Annotated in this window: 12 protein-coding genes; 3 read left to right on the top strand and 9 right to left on the bottom strand. The window is 43.6% G+C overall.

Annotation, left to right across the window (positions count from 1 at the left end; genetic code table 11):
- Positions 1-166 precede the first annotated feature (166 nt).
- The 4 genes from HWQ38_RS20495 to HWQ38_RS20480 all read right to left on the bottom strand — a co-directional run bounded on the left by HWQ38_RS20495 (position 167) and on the right by HWQ38_RS20480 (position 5,107).
- Positions 167-2,362 (bottom strand): TolC family protein, encoded by a 2,196-nt coding sequence (locus HWQ38_RS20495; RefSeq protein WP_292797081.1) that lies wholly within the window; start codon positions 2,360-2,362, stop codon positions 167-169.
- Between the two features lie 104 nt (positions 2,363-2,466).
- Positions 2,467-4,029, bottom strand: coding sequence for a circadian clock protein KaiC (gene kaiC, locus HWQ38_RS20490; protein ID WP_292797079.1), 1,563 nt, complete (start codon positions 4,027-4,029; stop codon positions 2,467-2,469).
- A gap of 77 nt (positions 4,030-4,106) precedes the next feature.
- Positions 4,107-4,421, bottom strand: a complete 315-nt coding sequence (kaiB, locus tag HWQ38_RS20485) for a circadian clock protein KaiB (RefSeq protein WP_292797077.1) — start codon at positions 4,419-4,421, stop codon at positions 4,107-4,109.
- Between the two features lie 104 nt (positions 4,422-4,525).
- Positions 4,526-5,107 (bottom strand): KaiA family protein, encoded by a 582-nt coding sequence (locus tag HWQ38_RS20480; protein WP_292797074.1) that lies wholly within the window; start codon positions 5,105-5,107, stop codon positions 4,526-4,528.
- 644 nt (positions 5,108-5,751) lie between these two features.
- Here HWQ38_RS20480 and HWQ38_RS20475 point away from each other — a divergent pair.
- The gene (locus HWQ38_RS20475) at positions 5,752-8,979 is read left to right on the top strand and encodes an ATP-binding protein (RefSeq protein ID WP_292797192.1); all 3,228 of its coding nucleotides are present in this window, start codon (positions 5,752-5,754) and stop codon (positions 8,977-8,979) included.
- 65 nt (positions 8,980-9,044) lie between these two features.
- On the opposite strand, the gene HWQ38_RS20470 is transcribed toward HWQ38_RS20475, so the two are convergent.
- The 3 genes from HWQ38_RS20470 to HWQ38_RS20460 all read right to left on the bottom strand — a co-directional run bounded on the left by HWQ38_RS20470 (position 9,045) and on the right by HWQ38_RS20460 (position 13,481).
- Positions 9,045-10,988 (bottom strand): glycosyltransferase family 39 protein, encoded by a 1,944-nt coding sequence (locus tag HWQ38_RS20470; RefSeq protein ID WP_292797072.1) that lies wholly within the window; start codon positions 10,986-10,988, stop codon positions 9,045-9,047.
- A 414-nt stretch (positions 10,989-11,402) separates the two neighbouring features.
- Positions 11,403-12,470, bottom strand: coding sequence for an SDR family oxidoreductase (locus HWQ38_RS20465; RefSeq protein WP_292797070.1), 1,068 nt, complete (start codon positions 12,468-12,470; stop codon positions 11,403-11,405).
- A gap of 402 nt (positions 12,471-12,872) precedes the next feature.
- Positions 12,873-13,481, bottom strand: a complete 609-nt coding sequence (locus tag HWQ38_RS20460; protein ID WP_292797067.1) for a hypothetical protein — start codon at positions 13,479-13,481, stop codon at positions 12,873-12,875.
- A 582-nt stretch (positions 13,482-14,063) separates the two neighbouring features.
- On the opposite strand from HWQ38_RS20460, the gene HWQ38_RS20455 reads away from it, so the two are divergent.
- Positions 14,064-14,396, top strand: a complete 333-nt coding sequence (locus HWQ38_RS20455) for a DUF565 domain-containing protein (protein WP_292797064.1) — start codon at positions 14,064-14,066, stop codon at positions 14,394-14,396.
- 15 nt (positions 14,397-14,411) lie between these two features.
- Positions 14,412-15,479 carry a glycerate kinase gene (locus tag HWQ38_RS20450; RefSeq protein WP_292797062.1) on the top strand — a complete coding sequence of 356 codons (1,068 nt, stop codon included), beginning with the start codon at positions 14,412-14,414 and terminating at the stop codon, positions 15,477-15,479.
- 197 nt (positions 15,480-15,676) lie between these two features.
- On the opposite strand, the gene HWQ38_RS20445 is transcribed toward HWQ38_RS20450, so the two are convergent.
- Both HWQ38_RS20445 and HWQ38_RS20440 read right to left on the bottom strand, forming a co-directional pair.
- The gene (locus tag HWQ38_RS20445) at positions 15,677-16,060 is read right to left on the bottom strand and encodes a hypothetical protein (RefSeq protein WP_292797059.1); all 384 of its coding nucleotides are present in this window, start codon (positions 16,058-16,060) and stop codon (positions 15,677-15,679) included.
- Between the two features lie 27 nt (positions 16,061-16,087).
- Entirely contained in the window at positions 16,088-17,692 is a 1,605-nt protein-coding gene (locus HWQ38_RS20440) for a GMC family oxidoreductase (protein ID WP_292797057.1), read from the bottom strand.
- Positions 17,693-17,845 lie beyond the last annotated feature (153 nt).

Here is a 17,845-nt window from a genome sequence, read left to right as displayed (position 1 = left end):
ACCAAAAAGCCTCATTTTTCAATGAGGCTTTTTGAATTTTTAATTAGGAAATAAGTCAGCAGTAAGCTATTGGACATTTAACTTGCATATTACCTAGAAGTAAAACTCTTGTGGGGTAGGCTGGAAAGCTCGCTCTAGTTATGCAAATTAAAAGTACATTAGCTTACTAGCGTAGCGCTCTGAGGGTAACAGACCGTTGTAACTGAGCTAAAGCACGGTTGTAATTCAAAATTGCTGTTACCCGATTACCTTCAGCTGTTGTGAGGTCATTTTCAGAGTTAATTACATCAGTTTGAGTACCTACACCAGCTTGGAATCGCAAACGCGCTAAACGTAGAGCTTCCCTAGCCTCTTCTAAACCAGTATTAGCGGTTTGAACATTGGTCAAACTAGATTGCTGGCTAGAATAGGCTTGTTCTACCTGAAAGCGAATTTGGTTGCGCTGTTCGGCAAATTGAGTTTCGGCGATCGCAATATTAGCTTTTGCCTGATCTGCCCTTGCTACTGCTGCTCCCCCATCATATAAATTTAGGCTTGCCCTGACTCCTACCGCATAACCATCAGTGACGCTGATATTATCATTGAACTGATCTAGTAGGCTATAGCTGGCTACCAAACTAACTTGAGGGCCTAGTGATGAAAGTGCTTGCCGTCGCTGTTGTTCGCCAATGTTACGTTGCGCCAACTGCTGTTGCAGTTCCGAACGGTTTTGAAAAGCCAGGACAATAGTTTGTTCTAGTGACTGGTTCCAAAGACCAGCTAATTCTACAGGGTCAGCTGCGCTGATATTCACTGACTGCGACAAACTTATGCGAGTAGCCAACTGACGACGGGCAACTTGCTGCTGGGAGATAGCATTAATCAGGTTTTGTTGGGAATTTGCTAAATTCACCTGCGATCGCAACACATCAAACCGCGTACCAACCCCAGCTCGCTCTAAAGCTTGTGCATCACGCAAACTAGCTTCGGAGTTCTGCACAGCCGACTGGGAAATACGTACTTGTTCATCCGCTTGTTGCAGATTGTAGTAGTCAGTGGCAACATTCAAACGGATTGTCTCAAACTGAGTTTCTACAGCCAGTTGATCGGAGCGCTCCTGTTCCTCTGCCTGTCTGATGGTAGCTTCCCGATTCCCAGAAGTATAAAGGTTATATGTCAGTTGTGCAGATCCGTTGAAAGCTGTATTAGGTGCGCCTGCGTTAGGAGAGACTAAACCTTCCTGTTGGTATAATTTGTCCTCAAGCTGACCAGAAGCAGACTGACTGCGAGTGATATCACCACTAAGACCAAGAGTCGGAAGCAAGGCAGCTTGTGCCTCGCGGACAGAAGCGCGACTACGTTCTAGCTGCAATATCGACACTTGTAGATCGTGATTGTTCCGCCGTGCTAGCTCTAGAGCCTGTGCCAAAGTAATCGCCTGATTTCCCTGAAGTCTTACTTCCTCTGGCTTGCTGGGAAATTGCAGGGGATTTGCATTGGGAGTGAGGTTCTCTGGAACTTGCACCGAACCTACCGATGAAGGAATGACATTTCCTGGCACATTCTGAGGTTGCACCGAACCTGCCGGTGCAGGAGTTAAGTTTCCTGGAACAATTTGAGGTTGCACCGAACCTGACGGTGCAGGAGTATTACTCTGAGCTAAAAGTTCCCCAGACCCATTTTGTCCTAAACAGGTGCTTGATACTAGTAGCAAAGAAGCCGAGGAGTCAGTTTTGCTTTTCCCCAACTCCTGTGGACACCTCTGCGCTGACAACAGTTTTGCAGCTCCTGCACCTGTAGTTGAAGCTTGTAAAAATGTCTGCAACTGATTAACAGCATTTACCTGTTGAACCACTGGCGGCTGTAAAGAAGACAGCGACAAAATTTGTTTTTGGACAGAATGAGGTTTTGAAGTGTAGTTAGGAACTACTACGCTCTTTAATTTCTGCCCATTCGGGTCTGAATTACTGTTTTTTTGATCATTTTGAGCAGAACGGCTGACATCAGGCTGTTGGGAAGGATTAGAGGTAGGTATCAAACTGAAAAATCTACCTTTATCTTTCTTAATAACTTGTTCTATGGGTACACCAGTAGTTCCAGTGATTAACACTGGGATACTGTTATTCCTTAAAGGCTTCAGACTAAGTTTAGTAAAACCAAAAGCAGGTACTAGGATTGGAACACTAACATCTGCACTATTAGGCAGTTGCCTATTCATGGTGTCCACAGCCAAGTCTTGACCAGAAGTAGAAGTCAAAACACTAGGAGAAGACGCCAGTTGTACCCCTGTTAGTTTCACAGTATCAGCCCAGGCGGGCCCAGTTGTTAAGACTGCTGCTGTCAAACCAGGTAAGAAGCTATAAAATAATTGCTGTCCTTTCACCGCATCCCCTCACACGAAAATCACTCTAGCGGCAGAAAACCTTTCTTCACCACAGAATATAGCACGATACTAAACTTAGGAAAGAATATACTACGACACTAAATTTAGGGTTCGGAACTCTGTTTGTCTTCAAAACGTCTAACAATGCGAGAAAGTTCCGCCTTTTCATCGATATTAACGCGAGTAGGAGCACCGCTGATAATCCGTTCGTAGTTTCGGAAAGAATCTTTAATATCGGGACCATCAGCAGTAATATTATACTCACGAATGCCCTTGTCATGCCAAGAGCCTCTCATTTTGAAGACGTTAATTACGCGCGACATTTCTCCGCGAATTTCTACGTACTGTAACATCAGAATTGTATCGGTAATCGTGGAAATATGGGAATCAGTAATCAAATGCGCTCCCAGAAATTGCTCAGTTGTGTTGGTAAAGAAACCAGTAATTTCTTCTTGTTTAGCATAACCCGTCACACCAATTACAAACTGCCGAAATGCATTATGGCTGACTCCTCTCGCTAGTGCTGAAAGCGAATCAATGGCGATGCGAGCTGGTTTGAATGCAGCAATTTCTGATTTAATAATTTGTAGGTGGTCTTCTAAACCAGTTGATTCGGGATAGGTACAGATTATTTTCAGTAAACCTTGATGTTCTAATTCTTCAAAATCAATTCCCCAAGAGGAAGCATTACGAGATAGTTGGGCGCGTGATTCTTCATAAGCAAATAATATTACCTGTTCTCCATTCACGCAGCCCTCTTGAATAAACTTACTAACTAACAAGGTTTTACCAGTACCGGTGGCTCCTGTTACCAAAATAATTGAATCTTTAAAGAAACCACCACCGCACATTTCATCTAAGGTTTGGACACCAGAAGATACTCTGACATTAGAAGATCGTTGAGTTAAACGCATTGCCCCCAGTGGGAAGATGTTAACTCCTTGAGTAGTAATTGTGAAAGGATACTCACCTTTCATGTGAGTTGTGCCGCGCAATTTGAGGATTTCAATTGTGCGACGGCGGCGTTCTCCTTCTAAAATGTTGCGAACAATTACGACATTATCGGAAACAAATTCTTCTACTCCGAAAGAGGCAACCGGCCCATATTCTTCACTACGTTCAGTAGTAATTACAGTGGTGACACTTAGTAGTTTCAGACGTGCTACTAGGCGAAAAATCTCGCGTCGCACTACTCCCATCGCTTCATACTGCTGAAATACTGCTGTTATTGAGTCGATTGAAACTCGTTTAGCTTTGTATTTGCGGACGGCATATTGCAAGCGCTCAATCAGTGCAGAAAGGTCAAAATTCCCCACAATATCTTGACCTTCTGGATCTGGAGATGCATCAAGAATAAACAACTTGCCTTCTTCGATTAGGCGTGGCAAGTTCCAACCAAAAATATAGGAATTTTTAATAATATCAGTGGGTGATTCTTCAAAGGTAACAAATACTCCTGGTTCATCAAAGTAGGTGATACCGTTATAGAGAAACTGAAGAGAGAATAAAGTTTTGCCTGTGCCGGATGTGCCACTAATCAAGGTAGTTCTACCAATTGGGAAACCACCATGAGTAATATCGTCAAATCCTTCGATCATTGTCCGAATTTTTTCTACACCCCCAATTTTCGATGGTTGCTTTGGTTCTAGTTGCTCGTTTTCACTCATTGCTTGATCACAAAAGGGCATTAAACCCAGTTTTTTTATTACTAAAGTTTGGACTCAATTTTTTGATGATTAAAATTCTACTCTTCAAAATCTTCTTCACTGAGTTCTTCATAGAGCAAATCTAATCCAATCAATACTCTTTCTCGATCTGAAAGATCCCCAATAATTTTGCGAACGGGTGGAGGCAAAATTTTAGATAATGTTGGCGTTGCCAATATTTTATCTTCTTCTGCGAGTTGCGGGTTTTTCAGGACATCGATCACTTTTAAAGCATAAACACCTTCAAACTCCTCTTCTAAAATGTTTTTGAGTGTTTTTAATGCCCGGACTGAATTCGGGGTGTTCCCTGCTACGTAAAGCTTGAGAACGTAGGTTTTTCTGACTTTATTCATCTACTTAATCGCTAGTCATGCTCAGATAAATATAATATTTTTTCGCGGATTGGGAGTCACTAACAGCAGTAGCTTGTTCCCAGTTGAATATCGATAAATTTAATTTATTTAGAAGTTGAACTCCTATAGACTTCGCACAGGTGAGCCAGGATATCTATCAATGTTAGGCGGTAATCAAGTAAAGTTTCATTGCTCCTTCCTTCTAATTTTAGCTGGCGAGAAAATTCTTCAATTACCTCCATGTGAATTTCGATGATTTGGGGCACAGGAATATGAGCATAAAATATAGTATTGATAAATTTATCAATTTTTTCTGGGAGTGTTTTGTCTGTGGTAAAATAATATATAAGAATCAGGCTGTAATCTGATTTAAGCTGTTTTAATAATTTTTGCCTTTCTGGTGTAGTCATCTCCTGAAAATGCTGTTGGCTTTTTTGCGTGTGACTGGCAAATATTTGTATGTATTTACCAGTGTATGCCTTACTGGGATTTTGTCGCGGCCAATTTGGTAAGTAGTTGATTTTTCCCCAGGTAGTTGCAGCAACAGGTAAATAGCAAAATTGGGCAATAATTGCGTCAATCAATTTCCCCACCCAGGCACTCAAACCTTTTTGGTTGGCTAAGTGAACTCGATTATCTAAACATTTGTTAATATCAGGTTGCAGAATCAAGATCGGTAATAACATCTATTTTTGAATATATCCCTTTGATCGCCCTGACCAATAAACGTGGGTTGATAAGTTTGGTAAACGCTTCTAGGGTAATGCTGGGTGTGCAGTAAACTGGTGATTCTATCCCCAAAATACACTATGTGTTAGCAGATAGTGCTAGCCACTCAGCAACTTAGTTGGAGGACTTAGTAGGTCTTTGATGATCAGGTAGATGTCGGTATAGCAACACACAGGAGCTAATTTATTATTTACATATCTCTGTATCTTCTAAATAGATTTTTTTATTTTGCTCATTGATAAAATACTTAAACGAAGTTAAAGGTTTGTCGCATTCTAAATCATTATAATTCCTCAAGGTTCTAAAGCGAATCTTTGGGGTGATAATTGTTTTAACCGTCGCTATCGATCAGGAGTTTAAATACCAGTAAGAGATTGGGGAGGCTAGTTGCGAGAAATCAGAAACGTCGCCTCTTTGGAAAAATGCACTTGTCTGCAATTCCCGTGTCCATGAGGGGAAATCCCGTTGTTTTAATGGCGTTGAACTAACCAGAGTTGCTTAGATGAGTCTTCTGAGAGGATATGGCTTCAGGCGAAAAAACCATCAACTGGCAGATGGAAATGCCGGAGGTTTCCAGAGGAAGAATGACCCCCAAAGCCCTATGTTAATGCTACATTACCCGCTTTATGACTTTCAGGCAACCGTACCTAGCTGCCCCCAAACAAGTTCTCTGGCAGTGGTGTTGGAGATTTTTGAGCAGGAGCAGTGCGATCGCTTGGTAGTAGTGAATCAACAGCAATGCCCGATCGGATTGCTGTATTCTGCCCGTTTAATCCCAAAATTATTAGCAGATAGTGACGATAAAAATCTAAATTTACACCAATCACTCTCAACTTGGGGTCAAGCTCTAATTGAGCCAATACAAACAATATCAGCTTCTGAGTGTGTAGAGCAATTAAGCTTGCGTTTGGGTTATCTTCAAGGCGAAAAACACTCCTCCTTAGATTGGGCGTTGATTGACTCTGATGGTCGATATTTGGGACTGCTGGATAGTTCTCGCCTGTTGCGATCGCTGGCTAAGGAACGCATGGCTGGGTTACAAAATTCAGATGAGCATCGCCATGAACATGATCCTAGTGTGCAGACACCAAATGAACCCAAGTCATTGGGACACAAGCCACTAGTACACTTGCTGGAAAGACTGCCTTGGCCTTTGATGTTGCAAACGGGTAATGGCGAGGTGGTAGCACGAAATCCCGCCTGGTGGCAGCAATTAGGAGCCTTGAAAGATCCAGAAGGAGTTAGGGAACAGGTGGAGGCAATACTTGTTCCTAAACCCTCCGAAAAACCAGAATATACCACCCAAGGAGCAATCAAGGTTCATCGCAATGATCGGGAGAATCAGCTTGAGGGTGAAGAGGAACCGACTCAGCAAGAAGCATCACCACAGGCTGTATACAGTCGCTGCTATTTGGATAGTCAGGTGGGGACTTGTACCTGCGTTCTCGAAGTGCAAAATGGTCAGGAGCAAATCTGGCAATTTGCCAAAATTCCCTTAGATAGTCCTGAGTTTAAAGTCATGAGTGCTGAAGAGGAGATTGCACTCAGCAATGATTTGTGGTTAATTTTAGCTACTGATGTGACTGAGCAGCAACAGCTTTGTAAAGAACTGGCAGCAAAAAATGCCGATTTAATTCAACTAAATCGGTTGAAAGATGAGTTTTTAGCTTGTATTAGTCATGAACTCAAAACTCCCCTAACTGCCGTTCTGGGATTATCGCGGTTGCTTGTGGATCAACAGATGGGAGAACTCAACGAGCGTCAAGCCCGTTATGCGGGACTGATTCATCAAAGTGGACGCCATCTGATGAGTGTGGTTAATGACATTTTAGATTTGACCCGCATGGAGACGGGACAAATGGATTTGACGCTAACTCCGGTGAAAATTCGGGCTGTGTGCGATCGCGCCCTATCGGAAGCTAAAGCCATCCACACTCAAACTACCAAAGCTACATCTGCCTTGCCAACTCAAAATGCCCGTTTATCTGCTCCCCAATTCTGCCTTTCCATTGAACTAGGCTTAGATCAGATGGTGGCTGATGAATTGCGCTTACGCCAGATGCTAGTACACCTACTTTCCAACGCCTTTAAATTCACCGAAATATCTGGGGAAATGGGGCTGCGGGTGAGTCGTTGGGAAGGATGGATTGCCTTTACCGTTTGGGATACAGGCATTGGCATTCCTGAACACCAGCAACACTTAATCTTTCAAAAATTTCAACAACTGGAAAATCCCCTCACCCGCCAATTTGAAGGCACCGGTCTGGGGCTGGTATTAACTCGCGCCTTGGCTCGTCTTCACGGAGGAGATGTCAGCTTCTTATCTCGTGAAGGAAAAGGTAGCCAGTTTACACTACTTCTGCCGCCCAGTCCCCCCAAAACAGGCTTTTCGGAAGCAGATATGGGAATCAGAGAAGAGGAAGAAACACGACATCAACAGACACGGCAAAACCCCGTAGTATCGTCTACTTCCACACAGCATCATCCGGTTAGTTCGCAAGGGTTAGTCTTGGTAGTCGAGGCAGTAGCCCGATATATTGAAGACTTGACTGAACAACTCAAAAGTTTAGGATATCGCGTAATGATTGCGCGATCGGGGACAGAAGCAGTTGAAAAAGCTCGGCGCTTGCAACCAATAGCGATATTTTTGAATCCGTTGCTACCCCTGCTATCAGGCTGGGATGTGCTGACTTTACTAAAATCTGACACCGTGACCCGTCATATATCTGTAATTGTGACCGCGACGGGAGCAGAAAAGGAGCAAGCATTTGCTAACCGAGCCGATGGTTTCTTAAGTTTGCCAGTAGAGCATCAGGCTTTAGCACCACTTCTAGAAAAATTATGTACTACACAAGCCGTTTTGCAGCTAGGATTAACCAACAGCGCAATTATCCCAACTAAAACTCCACTGCGAATTCTCAGATTGGTGAATCCCCAGTTGGAATCGGTGAATCCCCATCTCTCACTTCGAGAACATCGGGTGATTGAAGTAGATGATCTAGATCAGGCAGAACTTTTGGCGCGGGTATGGCAGTTTGATGTCATTTTGCTAGATGTCGAAAGTACCACTGCCCAAATTTATCTGCAACAACTAATTGGGCATCCACGTTTGGCGGCTATACCACTGGTTACTTGCGATGTTGCAACTACCCTAATAGCTTCTAAAATACCAGAATTATCTGTATTTCCTTACTTAACACCATTTGCTAAAGACAACAGTAGTCGCACCGAGAAAACAGATGCCTTACTATCAGTACTGCAAATTGCCTCTGGTATTTGCTGCCCTCCGAACATCTTGGTAGTGGATTTGACAATGCTGCGTGATTTTCCCCAGGTAAGACGTAAGCAAGTTAAAGGTTATCAGACTGAAAAAAATTCCTTAATTAGTAGTGATGCTGTACGGGGTTCTGAGTGGTTCCAAGCTTTAATTCAGTATCTACAAACAGCAGGATTTAAAGCGGCGATGAGTCCCTGTTGGGCAGAAGTGTTACAACAAATTCGCCACCAAAGCGTTGACTTACTGCTAATTTGTTTAGGAGAATCAGCTATCCACAAAGACCTACTAAAAGCACTGAAAAGATTGGGAGATTCGCCTTTAAAGTTACCACCAATTTTGGTACTGAATCAGCGATTAAATCACCCAAAAACCAGTTTTCAGACTGGGGTAGCTTACAAGGAAATTGACAAGCAGAAGAAGAATATTTTGGAATCGATAGAAACTGTTGTTGGTGCGATCGCTACTCAAATATTACCGCGATCGATATCAATGGAAGACCTCTTAAATCAGATTAATCAAGCTTTAGTTGCCAATGGGTATGAAAAATGTTAATGAGGTCATTGGTCATTGGTCATTAATTATTTCCCAAGGACTAATGACTAATGACTAATGACAATTTACGATATGTCTATTTTTTCATTTTTCTTTTTCTTAAAAGGAACTCGAACCAAGTTATAAGCACCCTTGGTCGATAAATTCTTGTAATCATCTGGCTGTAAGTCCATTTGTAAAAACTTTTTCTGTTCTGCCAACAGCAGTAGTGAGCGAGGTTTTAGCCCCTTGGCAGCCTGTTTTTTAATATGCTCTACAGCCTCTTGGGGAAATCCTAAATAATTTACGTGAATGTGGCTGTAAAAGACTACACTAGGCTTTTTGAAGCCAAGCATGATCAATTCTTCATCTGGTTGTTTTGCTTCTAGGATGATCGCAGACAACTCTCTTAAGGGTAATTGACGTTCTTGATCAATGAAAAAGGAAGCAGGTGATAAAACAAAAATTAAAAACGCCGCAAATCCTAGCAAGTTAATACTGATAATGTAGTTCCAACGGCGATTTAGTAAAAAAACCGCAACCAAAACAGCACAAACAAACCAAATTACGCCGGCTATGACTGGTAAACCAGATTGTTGAATTACTTCGTGGAAGTTGGTTATCGCTGGATCACTACCTAATATATGGGTTATGTTAAACAGTGCTGTTGCCAAAAATGATAAAAACACTACATTCACCCAACCACTCCAGACGAGTAAGGGAGAGATGGAAGAAGACGCGGGGAGATGATCAAATACTCTCTCTGGAGCATTTTCATTCTCCATATTTGGTAAAAGGTCGCTCCACAAGAGGGCTACCAGGATTGCTGCTGCTGGCATTAAAGGCAAGACGTAACTAGGGAGTTTGGTAACAGCAATGGTGAAAAAGCTAAAGATGCTAGCAAACCAAAACCAGGCGAATAAACCAAACTGCTGAAAACGTTCAAGGGATCGCCAGTGCGATCGCTGCCAAAACTTTAGTCTAATTATAGAGGCTGGTAAATACACTGAGTAGGGCGTAAAACCCAGCAACACTACTATAAAGTAAAAATACCAAGGTGCTGAGTGACCATTAACTACTTCTGTAAAGCGTTCCAGGTTGTGATAACCAAAAAAGGAGTTAATGTAATTCCAGCCATTGCGCCAAATTACTAAAGCATACCAGGGCACTGACAAACCGATAATTATCAGTATACCCATGAAGAGGCGCATTTCCCGCAATACCTCTCGAAACTTTCCCACGTAAAGCAAAAAGGCACCAACAATTAGCCCTGGCAAGACAATTCCGACTGGACCTTTAGTCAAAATTGCGCCAGCAATCAGCACATAAAAAGCTAAGTACCATTTATTAGGGAATGGCGATTGGGGACTTGTACTGAGCGTTGCCGTTGGCGCAGCCTCTCGTAGAGAAGTATTGGTTATTAATTCTGTTCCCCCTGCTCCCCCGCTCGCTTCCTTCCCTGCGTACCCTAGAAAGAAACATAATAAAGCTGATGCCATGCATCCGGTGAGCAACATATCAGAAACACCCGTTCTCGCCCAAATAATGGTTTCGACATTGAGTGCCATCAGGGCTGCTGCTATAGAAGATGTTAAGTAGCGGCGAGTCGGACGTGAAACTTGCTCTAATTCGTCTTGTTTAGCCAAATACCAGTGTACGGTGTAAAAAGCTAAACAAATTAAGCCGAAGGCCGCGATCGCAGAAGGAAGGCGTACTGCCCACTCATTCACCCCAATAATTGCATAAGCGATCGCCTGACACCAGTAAATTAAAGCAGGTTTATCGAAACGAGTGTCACCATCAAAAAATGGAGTTATCCAATCACCTGTAACTAACATCTGGCGGGAAGCTTCGGCAAACAGTGGCTCTGTCTCATCAACCAAGCCAGTATTGCCCAAATTCCACCCAAAAGCTACCCAGGCAACCACTATCAACCACAAAATCGACACAGTTATACCAAGGGCTGGATTCTTTTCTATTTTGTGGAACCACTGATCAACAGTGCGCTTAACACTCAATTTCATTCTCATTAGTCAATAGTCAACAATCACTAATCAATAGTCGTTGGTTATCTATCTTTTGTTCTTCGGAGTTTTAAATTTAATAATTTTCCTCTACTCAGTACTTTATTGGACTTTGGACAAAAGTCCAAATTCTGGGAAGCTTGTAGCCGGAGAAAATGATTTGTTGTAGAGGGGATAATTGGTTCTATTGTAGACAGAGCGATCGCACATCGACGATCAGTTTTCAGTAACGCCACCCGCGCACCTTCGACTATCGAAGGCGGAAATCTCCACCACTTTTGTTTTAAGGGATGAAAATAGCCAAAACGCCACGTGATGAGTTGTCCGACAAATTATCTACTTAAGGAACAGTCTGCAAACTCAGGAACTGCGACTTACATACACAATTGTTCATACCACTTAAGCGATGAATTACTGCTTTCAAGGAATTATATTCTCGTGGCGTAATCTCTCGAAGAGATCAAGGAAGGACAGCAGCGTTTTTTGATAATCGAGAAATCCAAGGCCCCTGCTCTTCGACATATCGTGGAGGCATTCGATTTCCCGACCCAAATCTGCATCGGTATGCCACCAAGAGGCAAGTTGGGTCAACAAATGCGGCTTGAGACCGTATTGAGCAACAATACCATCCCACACTAGTCCAGCTTCTGTCATCTGCTTAGCCAAAGGAGTCGCATACCCTGGGTAAGGTGCGGCCTCGATGCCAAAGAATGCCGCGAGCTCTGGCCACAGCCAGCGCCAGCGGAAGATATCACCATTGACGATGTTGAAAGCCTGGTTGGCGGCTTCAGGCGTAATCGAAGCCCACTCAAGATGCCGTGCGAGCAGATGTGCGTCAGTGACATCAACCAAGCCGTTGTACTGCTGAGGCGAGCCGGGGAAGAGAAAGGGGCGTCCGGTTTCGCGGCAGATAGTCGCGTACACTGAGAGTGTGACGCCCATGTTCATCGCGTTGCCGAGTGCGTAGCCAATGATCGTTGATGGCCTGTGAACACTCCACTCGAAGCCTCGCTGCGCGGCCTTTTCAAACAGAATGTCTTCCTGCACATAGTAGAAGTTAAGACCGGGGACGCGAGGCTGCTCCTCCCGGAACGGCGTGTCCAACGTGCTTTGTCCATAGGCCTCGAAGGAGCCTAGATAGTTCTTCCCGCCGGTCACAAGGGCAACGTGAGTAAGCCTGGGTGCCGCATCCAGCGCCTCAAGCAGGTTGCGAAGCATCGCACCGTTGACATCGCAGTTCTCTTGCTCGGTAGCCTGGCGGGACCAGGTACAGAAAAAAACGTGCGTCACATCAATTCCTGCCAGCGCCGACTTCAGTTCGTCACGGTCGAGCAGATTTGCCGAAACGGGAAGGATTCCTTGCTCTGTCGATGGGTTGCGGGCTAGCCCGTACACCGTCCAATCGCTCGTCCTTATAAGGTGGTCGCAAAGGTTCTTGCCCACAATGCCTGTCGAACCTGCGACAAGCGCAATCTGTCTGCTGCTCATCAAGATCGTCCTTTCTACTGTAACTGTCAGTTTCAATAGTGCCACAGGTTGAAAACAAGTACCATCTGTGTAAATTTTCTTCGGCTTTAGGCGTTTAACTCAGTTTGAAAAATAGCTGGGGTAATTTATGATGCCTAGATTTTTTGTTCGCCAGAGATTTACGCGAACACTTCTTTTTGTCCAAAGTCCAATACTTTACACTTTCAGGACTTACGCAAAAAAGCTCCGAAGTAGCGGTAATTCATGAATTACCGCTACGACAAATCAGGTTTTTGAGATAATTTTGCATAAGTCCTAACTTTATCAACTGTCGGGTAGGGATGTAAAAATAAAGATATCAGCGAACGGGAAACAATGCCCCTTCGGTACGGGCTAAACCTAGCTGTCCGCTAACAGCAGTATTTATGGACTCAACACTAGTTGCCATTCTCTGTTTTGGGAATTCCACTTAGGTAATTGAGTTTCGCCGACAACATAGGGACCCCAGTAACGACGCGAACCATCTTGTGCAAAAGCAACTAGAATATCTCCCTTCTCCAGCTTTAAATTATTCTCAGGTAGGGATAGAATCAGCCCTTTATCACTACCTTCTTCGGGAGCAAAATCCCAATGTGCCGGTAGATCATAGTTCGCCTGTTTAGTACCAGAGCCTTTTGCTACCGATCGCGCCAGTAGAGCCAGGCGCACAGGCTGATTTGTTTGATTGCTCATCCGCAAAGTCCCTTGATATTTGACTTTGCTAGCTGATTTATCACGATCTGCCAAGACCGGATGAGTATTCTCTCTACTGTTATGTTCTACTTGATTGGTTAAGGGGGAAATACCTTTTTCAGGTGAAACGGGTGTAGATGAAGTTCTTTCCAACTGGGTAGTTTCATTTGGCAGTTGTGAAGATGTATCTGGGTTTGTGGACTCAAAGGATACGCTCACTCCAAAGTATCCCACCAAAGCAACAAATAGTCCCAAGCAACAAGCTGTAACACCGACGTTACGATACACTGAATATTTCATATTGATAGTTATTAGAAATAAATATTTTGTCTAGGCTTGACCAAATAGTAGCCTATTATCACAAAAGGCAATCATAAAAAGTAACTTAATATAGATTTTCTTAAAATTAAGGGCGCAAGTGTATTATAAGTATCATTTGAAAAAAACACATTTTAAGTAAGTGATTTCTTTGATCTTTGACAAACAAGGGATATCACCCATTGCTTCGGATCTTGACCGTAGGCTTGGATAAAAACAAAAAATTAGATACCGAGCCTGCTAATTCATTTTGATCAAAAAATAAAAGTTTCCTGAAACCGCTAACGGTTTCAATCAGGTGTCCTTGGCCACAGTGGAAGCCCAGCACATATAGAACTCATACTTGATTTTTGTAATACAGGTATGGTGCGTTCCCATAGCGTAACGCACCTCTGTAGGGTTTTAGTGCCGTATTCTCGGCGATAATACACCCTACATATACTTAAGTTTTTTCAAAAATCAAATTGGATTGCTATATGTATAATATTAACAAACAAGCTTAGGCTAAAACCAATATCTTCTTTAATATAGAGATATCTTGACTTTGCCCCAGAAGTCTATCTGATGCAAAACACTCGTCTGAATAACTTGTTCGATGCCATTGCTAGAGGCTTGGGGCAATGGTTTTTAAATCCTTGGCGGCGACTATCGTTGCTGATAATTAGTTTTTTGTTCGGTTTTTTTCTGGGAAACGCAGTTTCCACTACATCTGGTCAACAGGGTGTATTGGATGTTGTGGTAGCTGGTTTTTTAGTACTGTTGACGGAAATTACCAGCAGGATATTTTATAGTCGCAGTTTTTTGTCAAAGCGATCGCTCTTGGTAGAATCACTAAATCTCCTGAAAGTTGGTTTCACCTACAGCCTGTTTCTCGAAGCCTTTAAGCTGGGATCTTAGGGAGACGGGGAATTTATGGATTTGTGGCTGGGTGAAATTTTGGCAACGGATGCGGTGGGGGAAACTTGGCATCAGCAAGCAAGAGAAGCAGCGCTGGTAAATAAGTTAAGGGCTAAAGCTTTTGGGATTACGCCGGAAAATGTCGATGAAGTGATCAAAAGGCGATCGCATTTACTAAAATCTATCCTGCCGGCTTTTAGCCAATTCTGCCAAACTACTCTCCAAGTACAACCCCAGGAAATGTTACAGGTATTGTGGGACTTGTGGCTTCCTTTGGGGATCAAACTCGCATTAGGGCGCCAACAGTTGGGACGCCCCCTGATTCAGGGAATATTGGGAGGACAAGGTACTGGTAAAACCACAATGTGCAAGGTTCTCAGCTTGATTCTCGATCAGTTGGGATACAGAACTCTGAGTTTGTCTTTGGATGACTTGTATAAAACTTACAGCGATCGCTTGCTTTTAACACAGCAAGATCCCCGCTTGATTTGGCGCGGGCCACCAGGAACCCACGATGTAGATTTAGGCTTAAATGTACTAGATCAAATCCGCCAGTCGCAAAGCCCAGTTATGGTTCCCCGGTTTGATAAATCTGCCTACAGAGGCGCTGGCGATCGCACGACTCCAGAAATGGTAACAGGTGTAGATATTGTACTATTTGAAGGTTGGTTTGTGGGTGTGCTACCAATCGTTCCAGAGGCATTTAATACTGCACCGCCGCCGATTCTCACAGATGAGGATAGAGCATTTGCCCGTGATATTAATCGTCGCCTCCACGATTATTTACTACTGTGGGAGCGATTAGACAGCTTAATTTTGCTCTATCCCACCGATTACCGTTGTTCTTTGGAGTGGCGTAAACAGGCGGAACAGCAGATGATTGCTGCGGGGAAGTTGGGGATGAGCAATCCAGAGATAGAGCAATTTGTCAATTATTTTTGGCGATCGCTTCACCCAGAATTATTCATCAAGCCGTTGGTAAAAGATGCGACAGTGGTTGATCTGGTGATTGAGATTCATCCTGATCATAGTTTTAGTGAAGTATATTGCGATCGGATTAATTCATATTATTCTCAATATTAATAATTAAACCGCGTCTATCTTGAAACCTCTAGTTCTTCGGTGATCAAAAGGATTTGCCCTCATCCCCCAACCCCGAATCCCAAATCTGGGATTCGGGGAGCCAGAATTTCAAAGTCCCTCTCCCAGATATGGGAGAGGGATTTAGGGTGAGGGCAAAAACTACGTTTCTCAACTTAGATAAGATTTAAATCTTTGGATTAGGGGACTTGAATTTGTCCACCCTGTGGTTTTGATAATGCTTGTAATTCTTCCCAAGAATAGTGAGGGAGTAGTTCGATAGGTTTGTGATTGGCTCCTAATCCCAATCCACTTGTCGGCTGGAGTTCTGTAATTAATTCTTCAGCGTACCCTACCAGCTTATTGGCTGCAACCCCACCAGTAATTGCCCCTGCAATCCCACCAATTGCAGCACCTAACTTACCACCAATGGAGCTACCCAGTGCGGCTCCTACAACGCCACCTCCCACAGCACCAACACTTGTAGTCAGGGGATGAGGCGAATCTGTCGCTTCTAAATTGTCCGGTTGAGATTGAATCTGTGGTTCCTGTTGTGGTGTAATTTGCTGTTCATCGTTCGTCATAATCTTTGCCCTTTTTGAATCGTTCAGCTATGCGTTAACGTTCGCGGAGGTCTGCTTTGCATTCAGCGTTGCTGCAAGTAGGTCGCCAACGCGCAATGCATTCGCCATAATCGTTAATGTCGGGTTTGCACCGGAATTTGACGGGAAAAAACTACTATCTACCAAGTAGAGATTATCGACATCATGGGTACGGCAATTGACGTTAAGGACTGAGGTTTTGGGATCTGTCCCAAATCGACAACTACCACATTGATGGGCAACAGCTTGTTCAGGTAGGTTAGTACGGGGATAAAGGCTAAATGGCAGGACGTGTTTAGCAGAGTCAGGGATTGACTTAAGTACAGATGTCCAGCGATGGATTAAGCGATCGCTTGCTTCGGTATTATTGAGTGTATAGTCAACGTGAATCTTGTCACCGATCACCCGAATCCGATTATTCGGGTCTGGTAAATCCTCTGTTTGCAACCACCAGCCAACCGATCGCTCGGCTAGCAAATGACGCTCATAATTAGGAATCAGCTTGACAAATGGTGCCATTAGTGGTGGAGCTTCTCCGGGAATCATATCGGCTAGCACATTACCTGTATTTTGTACCATGCCCATCGGATAAGGAAAATCCGGCTCTCCCCAATAAAAATCGTTGACAGCGATCGTTTTTTGAAAGTTGGCGTGATTCACCTCTAGATGTATGGAAACTATAGCTGTTTCCAGTTGCTTCATGAAATTCCGCCCCACCTGATCAGAACTGTTTGCTAATCCGTTGGGATGCTGATCGTTAGCAGACCGTAGCAGCAAAGCAGCTGAGTTGACAGAACCACAGGCAACAACCACAATATCGCTTGTGAACCAATGTTTTTCCCCAGCAATTTCAGTTTCTACTCTTGTAACCTCTCGCCCTGACTCATTGGTATGCAGCCGCAAGACTTTGGCATTAGTTAAAAGGGTCAAATTGGCATACATCTCGCGGGTAGGACGAATGGCGTTAACATCTGCATCGGCTTTTGCGCCTACAAGGCAAGGATATCCATCAAAGGTATCGCAGCGAATGCAGGGACTCTTGGTGCGATCGCTTTCATTCAGCTTTAATCCTAGTGGTAGGTGAAATGGGTAGTAACCTAGTTGGCGGATACCATCAGCAAGTGACTCCATATCTGGCTCATGACTGACTGGCGGATAAGGATATGGTTCGCTGCGAGGTGGTTCTGTGGGATCTTCCCCTTCCTTGCCATGCACATCATACAGCTTTTCTGCCTGTGTGTAGTACGGCTCAAAATCTTGATACTTCAAAGGCCATTCTGGAGAAATTCCTCCCTTGTGAATTACCCTTTCAAAATCTCGCTCTCGGAATCGAATTAAGGCTGCACCGTAGAGTTTAGTATTGCCACCAACCCAGTAACCTGTCTGAGGCTTAAAAGCTTTGCCTTCCTTGTTATACCATTGCTCATCTGTATGGTAGCGATGTTTTTGATAAACCTCCTCTGGATTCCAGTTAGCTTTTTCTCTCGGCAAAAAGTCGCCTCGTTCCAGCACTAGAATTTTTTTACCTGTAGGTGCAAGGCGGTGAGCCAGTGTCCCTCCACCGGCTCCCGTACCGATAATGATGATGTCGTAGCGCTCAGTGATGTTCATCATATATGTAAGATGTTTGTACGATCTATATCGATGGTTTGAGGTAAATTAAAAGTTATTTAATAATTATCTTTATACCAATTACCTGAAGAATTATATAAGTTATGACTTATACACTGCGTTGGGAAAAAAGATGTAAGTATACCTTTATAGCAA

Origin of the sequence: Nostoc sp. NMS7 (genome assembly GCF_017115085.1) — a bacterium.
GTDB lineage: Bacteria > Cyanobacteriota > Cyanobacteriia > Cyanobacteriales > Nostocaceae > Nostoc.
Note: the sequence above shows the minus strand (reverse complement) of the source record. Positions and strands in the feature narration are given on the sequence as shown.

Coding starts and splice junctions, on each gene's coding strand:
- HWQ38_RS20445 (WP_292797059.1), bottom strand. CDS start 16,060: ATGACGAACGATGAACAGCAAATTACACCACAACAGGAACCACAGATT.
- HWQ38_RS20475 (WP_292797192.1), top strand. CDS start 5,752: ATGTTAATGCTACATTACCCGCTTTATGACTTTCAGGCAACCGTACCT.
- HWQ38_RS20450 (WP_292797062.1), top strand. CDS start 14,412: ATGGATTTGTGGCTGGGTGAAATTTTGGCAACGGATGCGGTGGGGGAA.
- HWQ38_RS20440 (WP_292797057.1), bottom strand. CDS start 17,692: ATGATGAACATCACTGAGCGCTACGACATCATCATTATCGGTACGGGA.
- HWQ38_RS20465 (WP_292797070.1), bottom strand. CDS start 12,470: ATGAGCAGCAGACAGATTGCGCTTGTCGCAGGTTCGACAGGCATTGTG.
- HWQ38_RS20455 (WP_292797064.1), top strand. CDS start 14,064: ATGCAAAACACTCGTCTGAATAACTTGTTCGATGCCATTGCTAGAGGC.
- HWQ38_RS20460 (WP_292797067.1), bottom strand. CDS start 13,481: ATGAAATATTCAGTGTATCGTAACGTCGGTGTTACAGCTTGTTGCTTG.
- kaiC (WP_292797079.1), bottom strand. CDS start 4,029: ATGAGTGAAAACGAGCAACTAGAACCAAAGCAACCATCGAAAATTGGG.
- kaiB (WP_292797077.1), bottom strand. CDS start 4,421: ATGAATAAAGTCAGAAAAACCTACGTTCTCAAGCTTTACGTAGCAGGG.
- HWQ38_RS20480 (WP_292797074.1), bottom strand. CDS start 5,107: ATGTTATTACCGATCTTGATTCTGCAACCTGATATTAACAAATGTTTA.
- HWQ38_RS20470 (WP_292797072.1), bottom strand. CDS start 10,988: ATGAGAATGAAATTGAGTGTTAAGCGCACTGTTGATCAGTGGTTCCAC.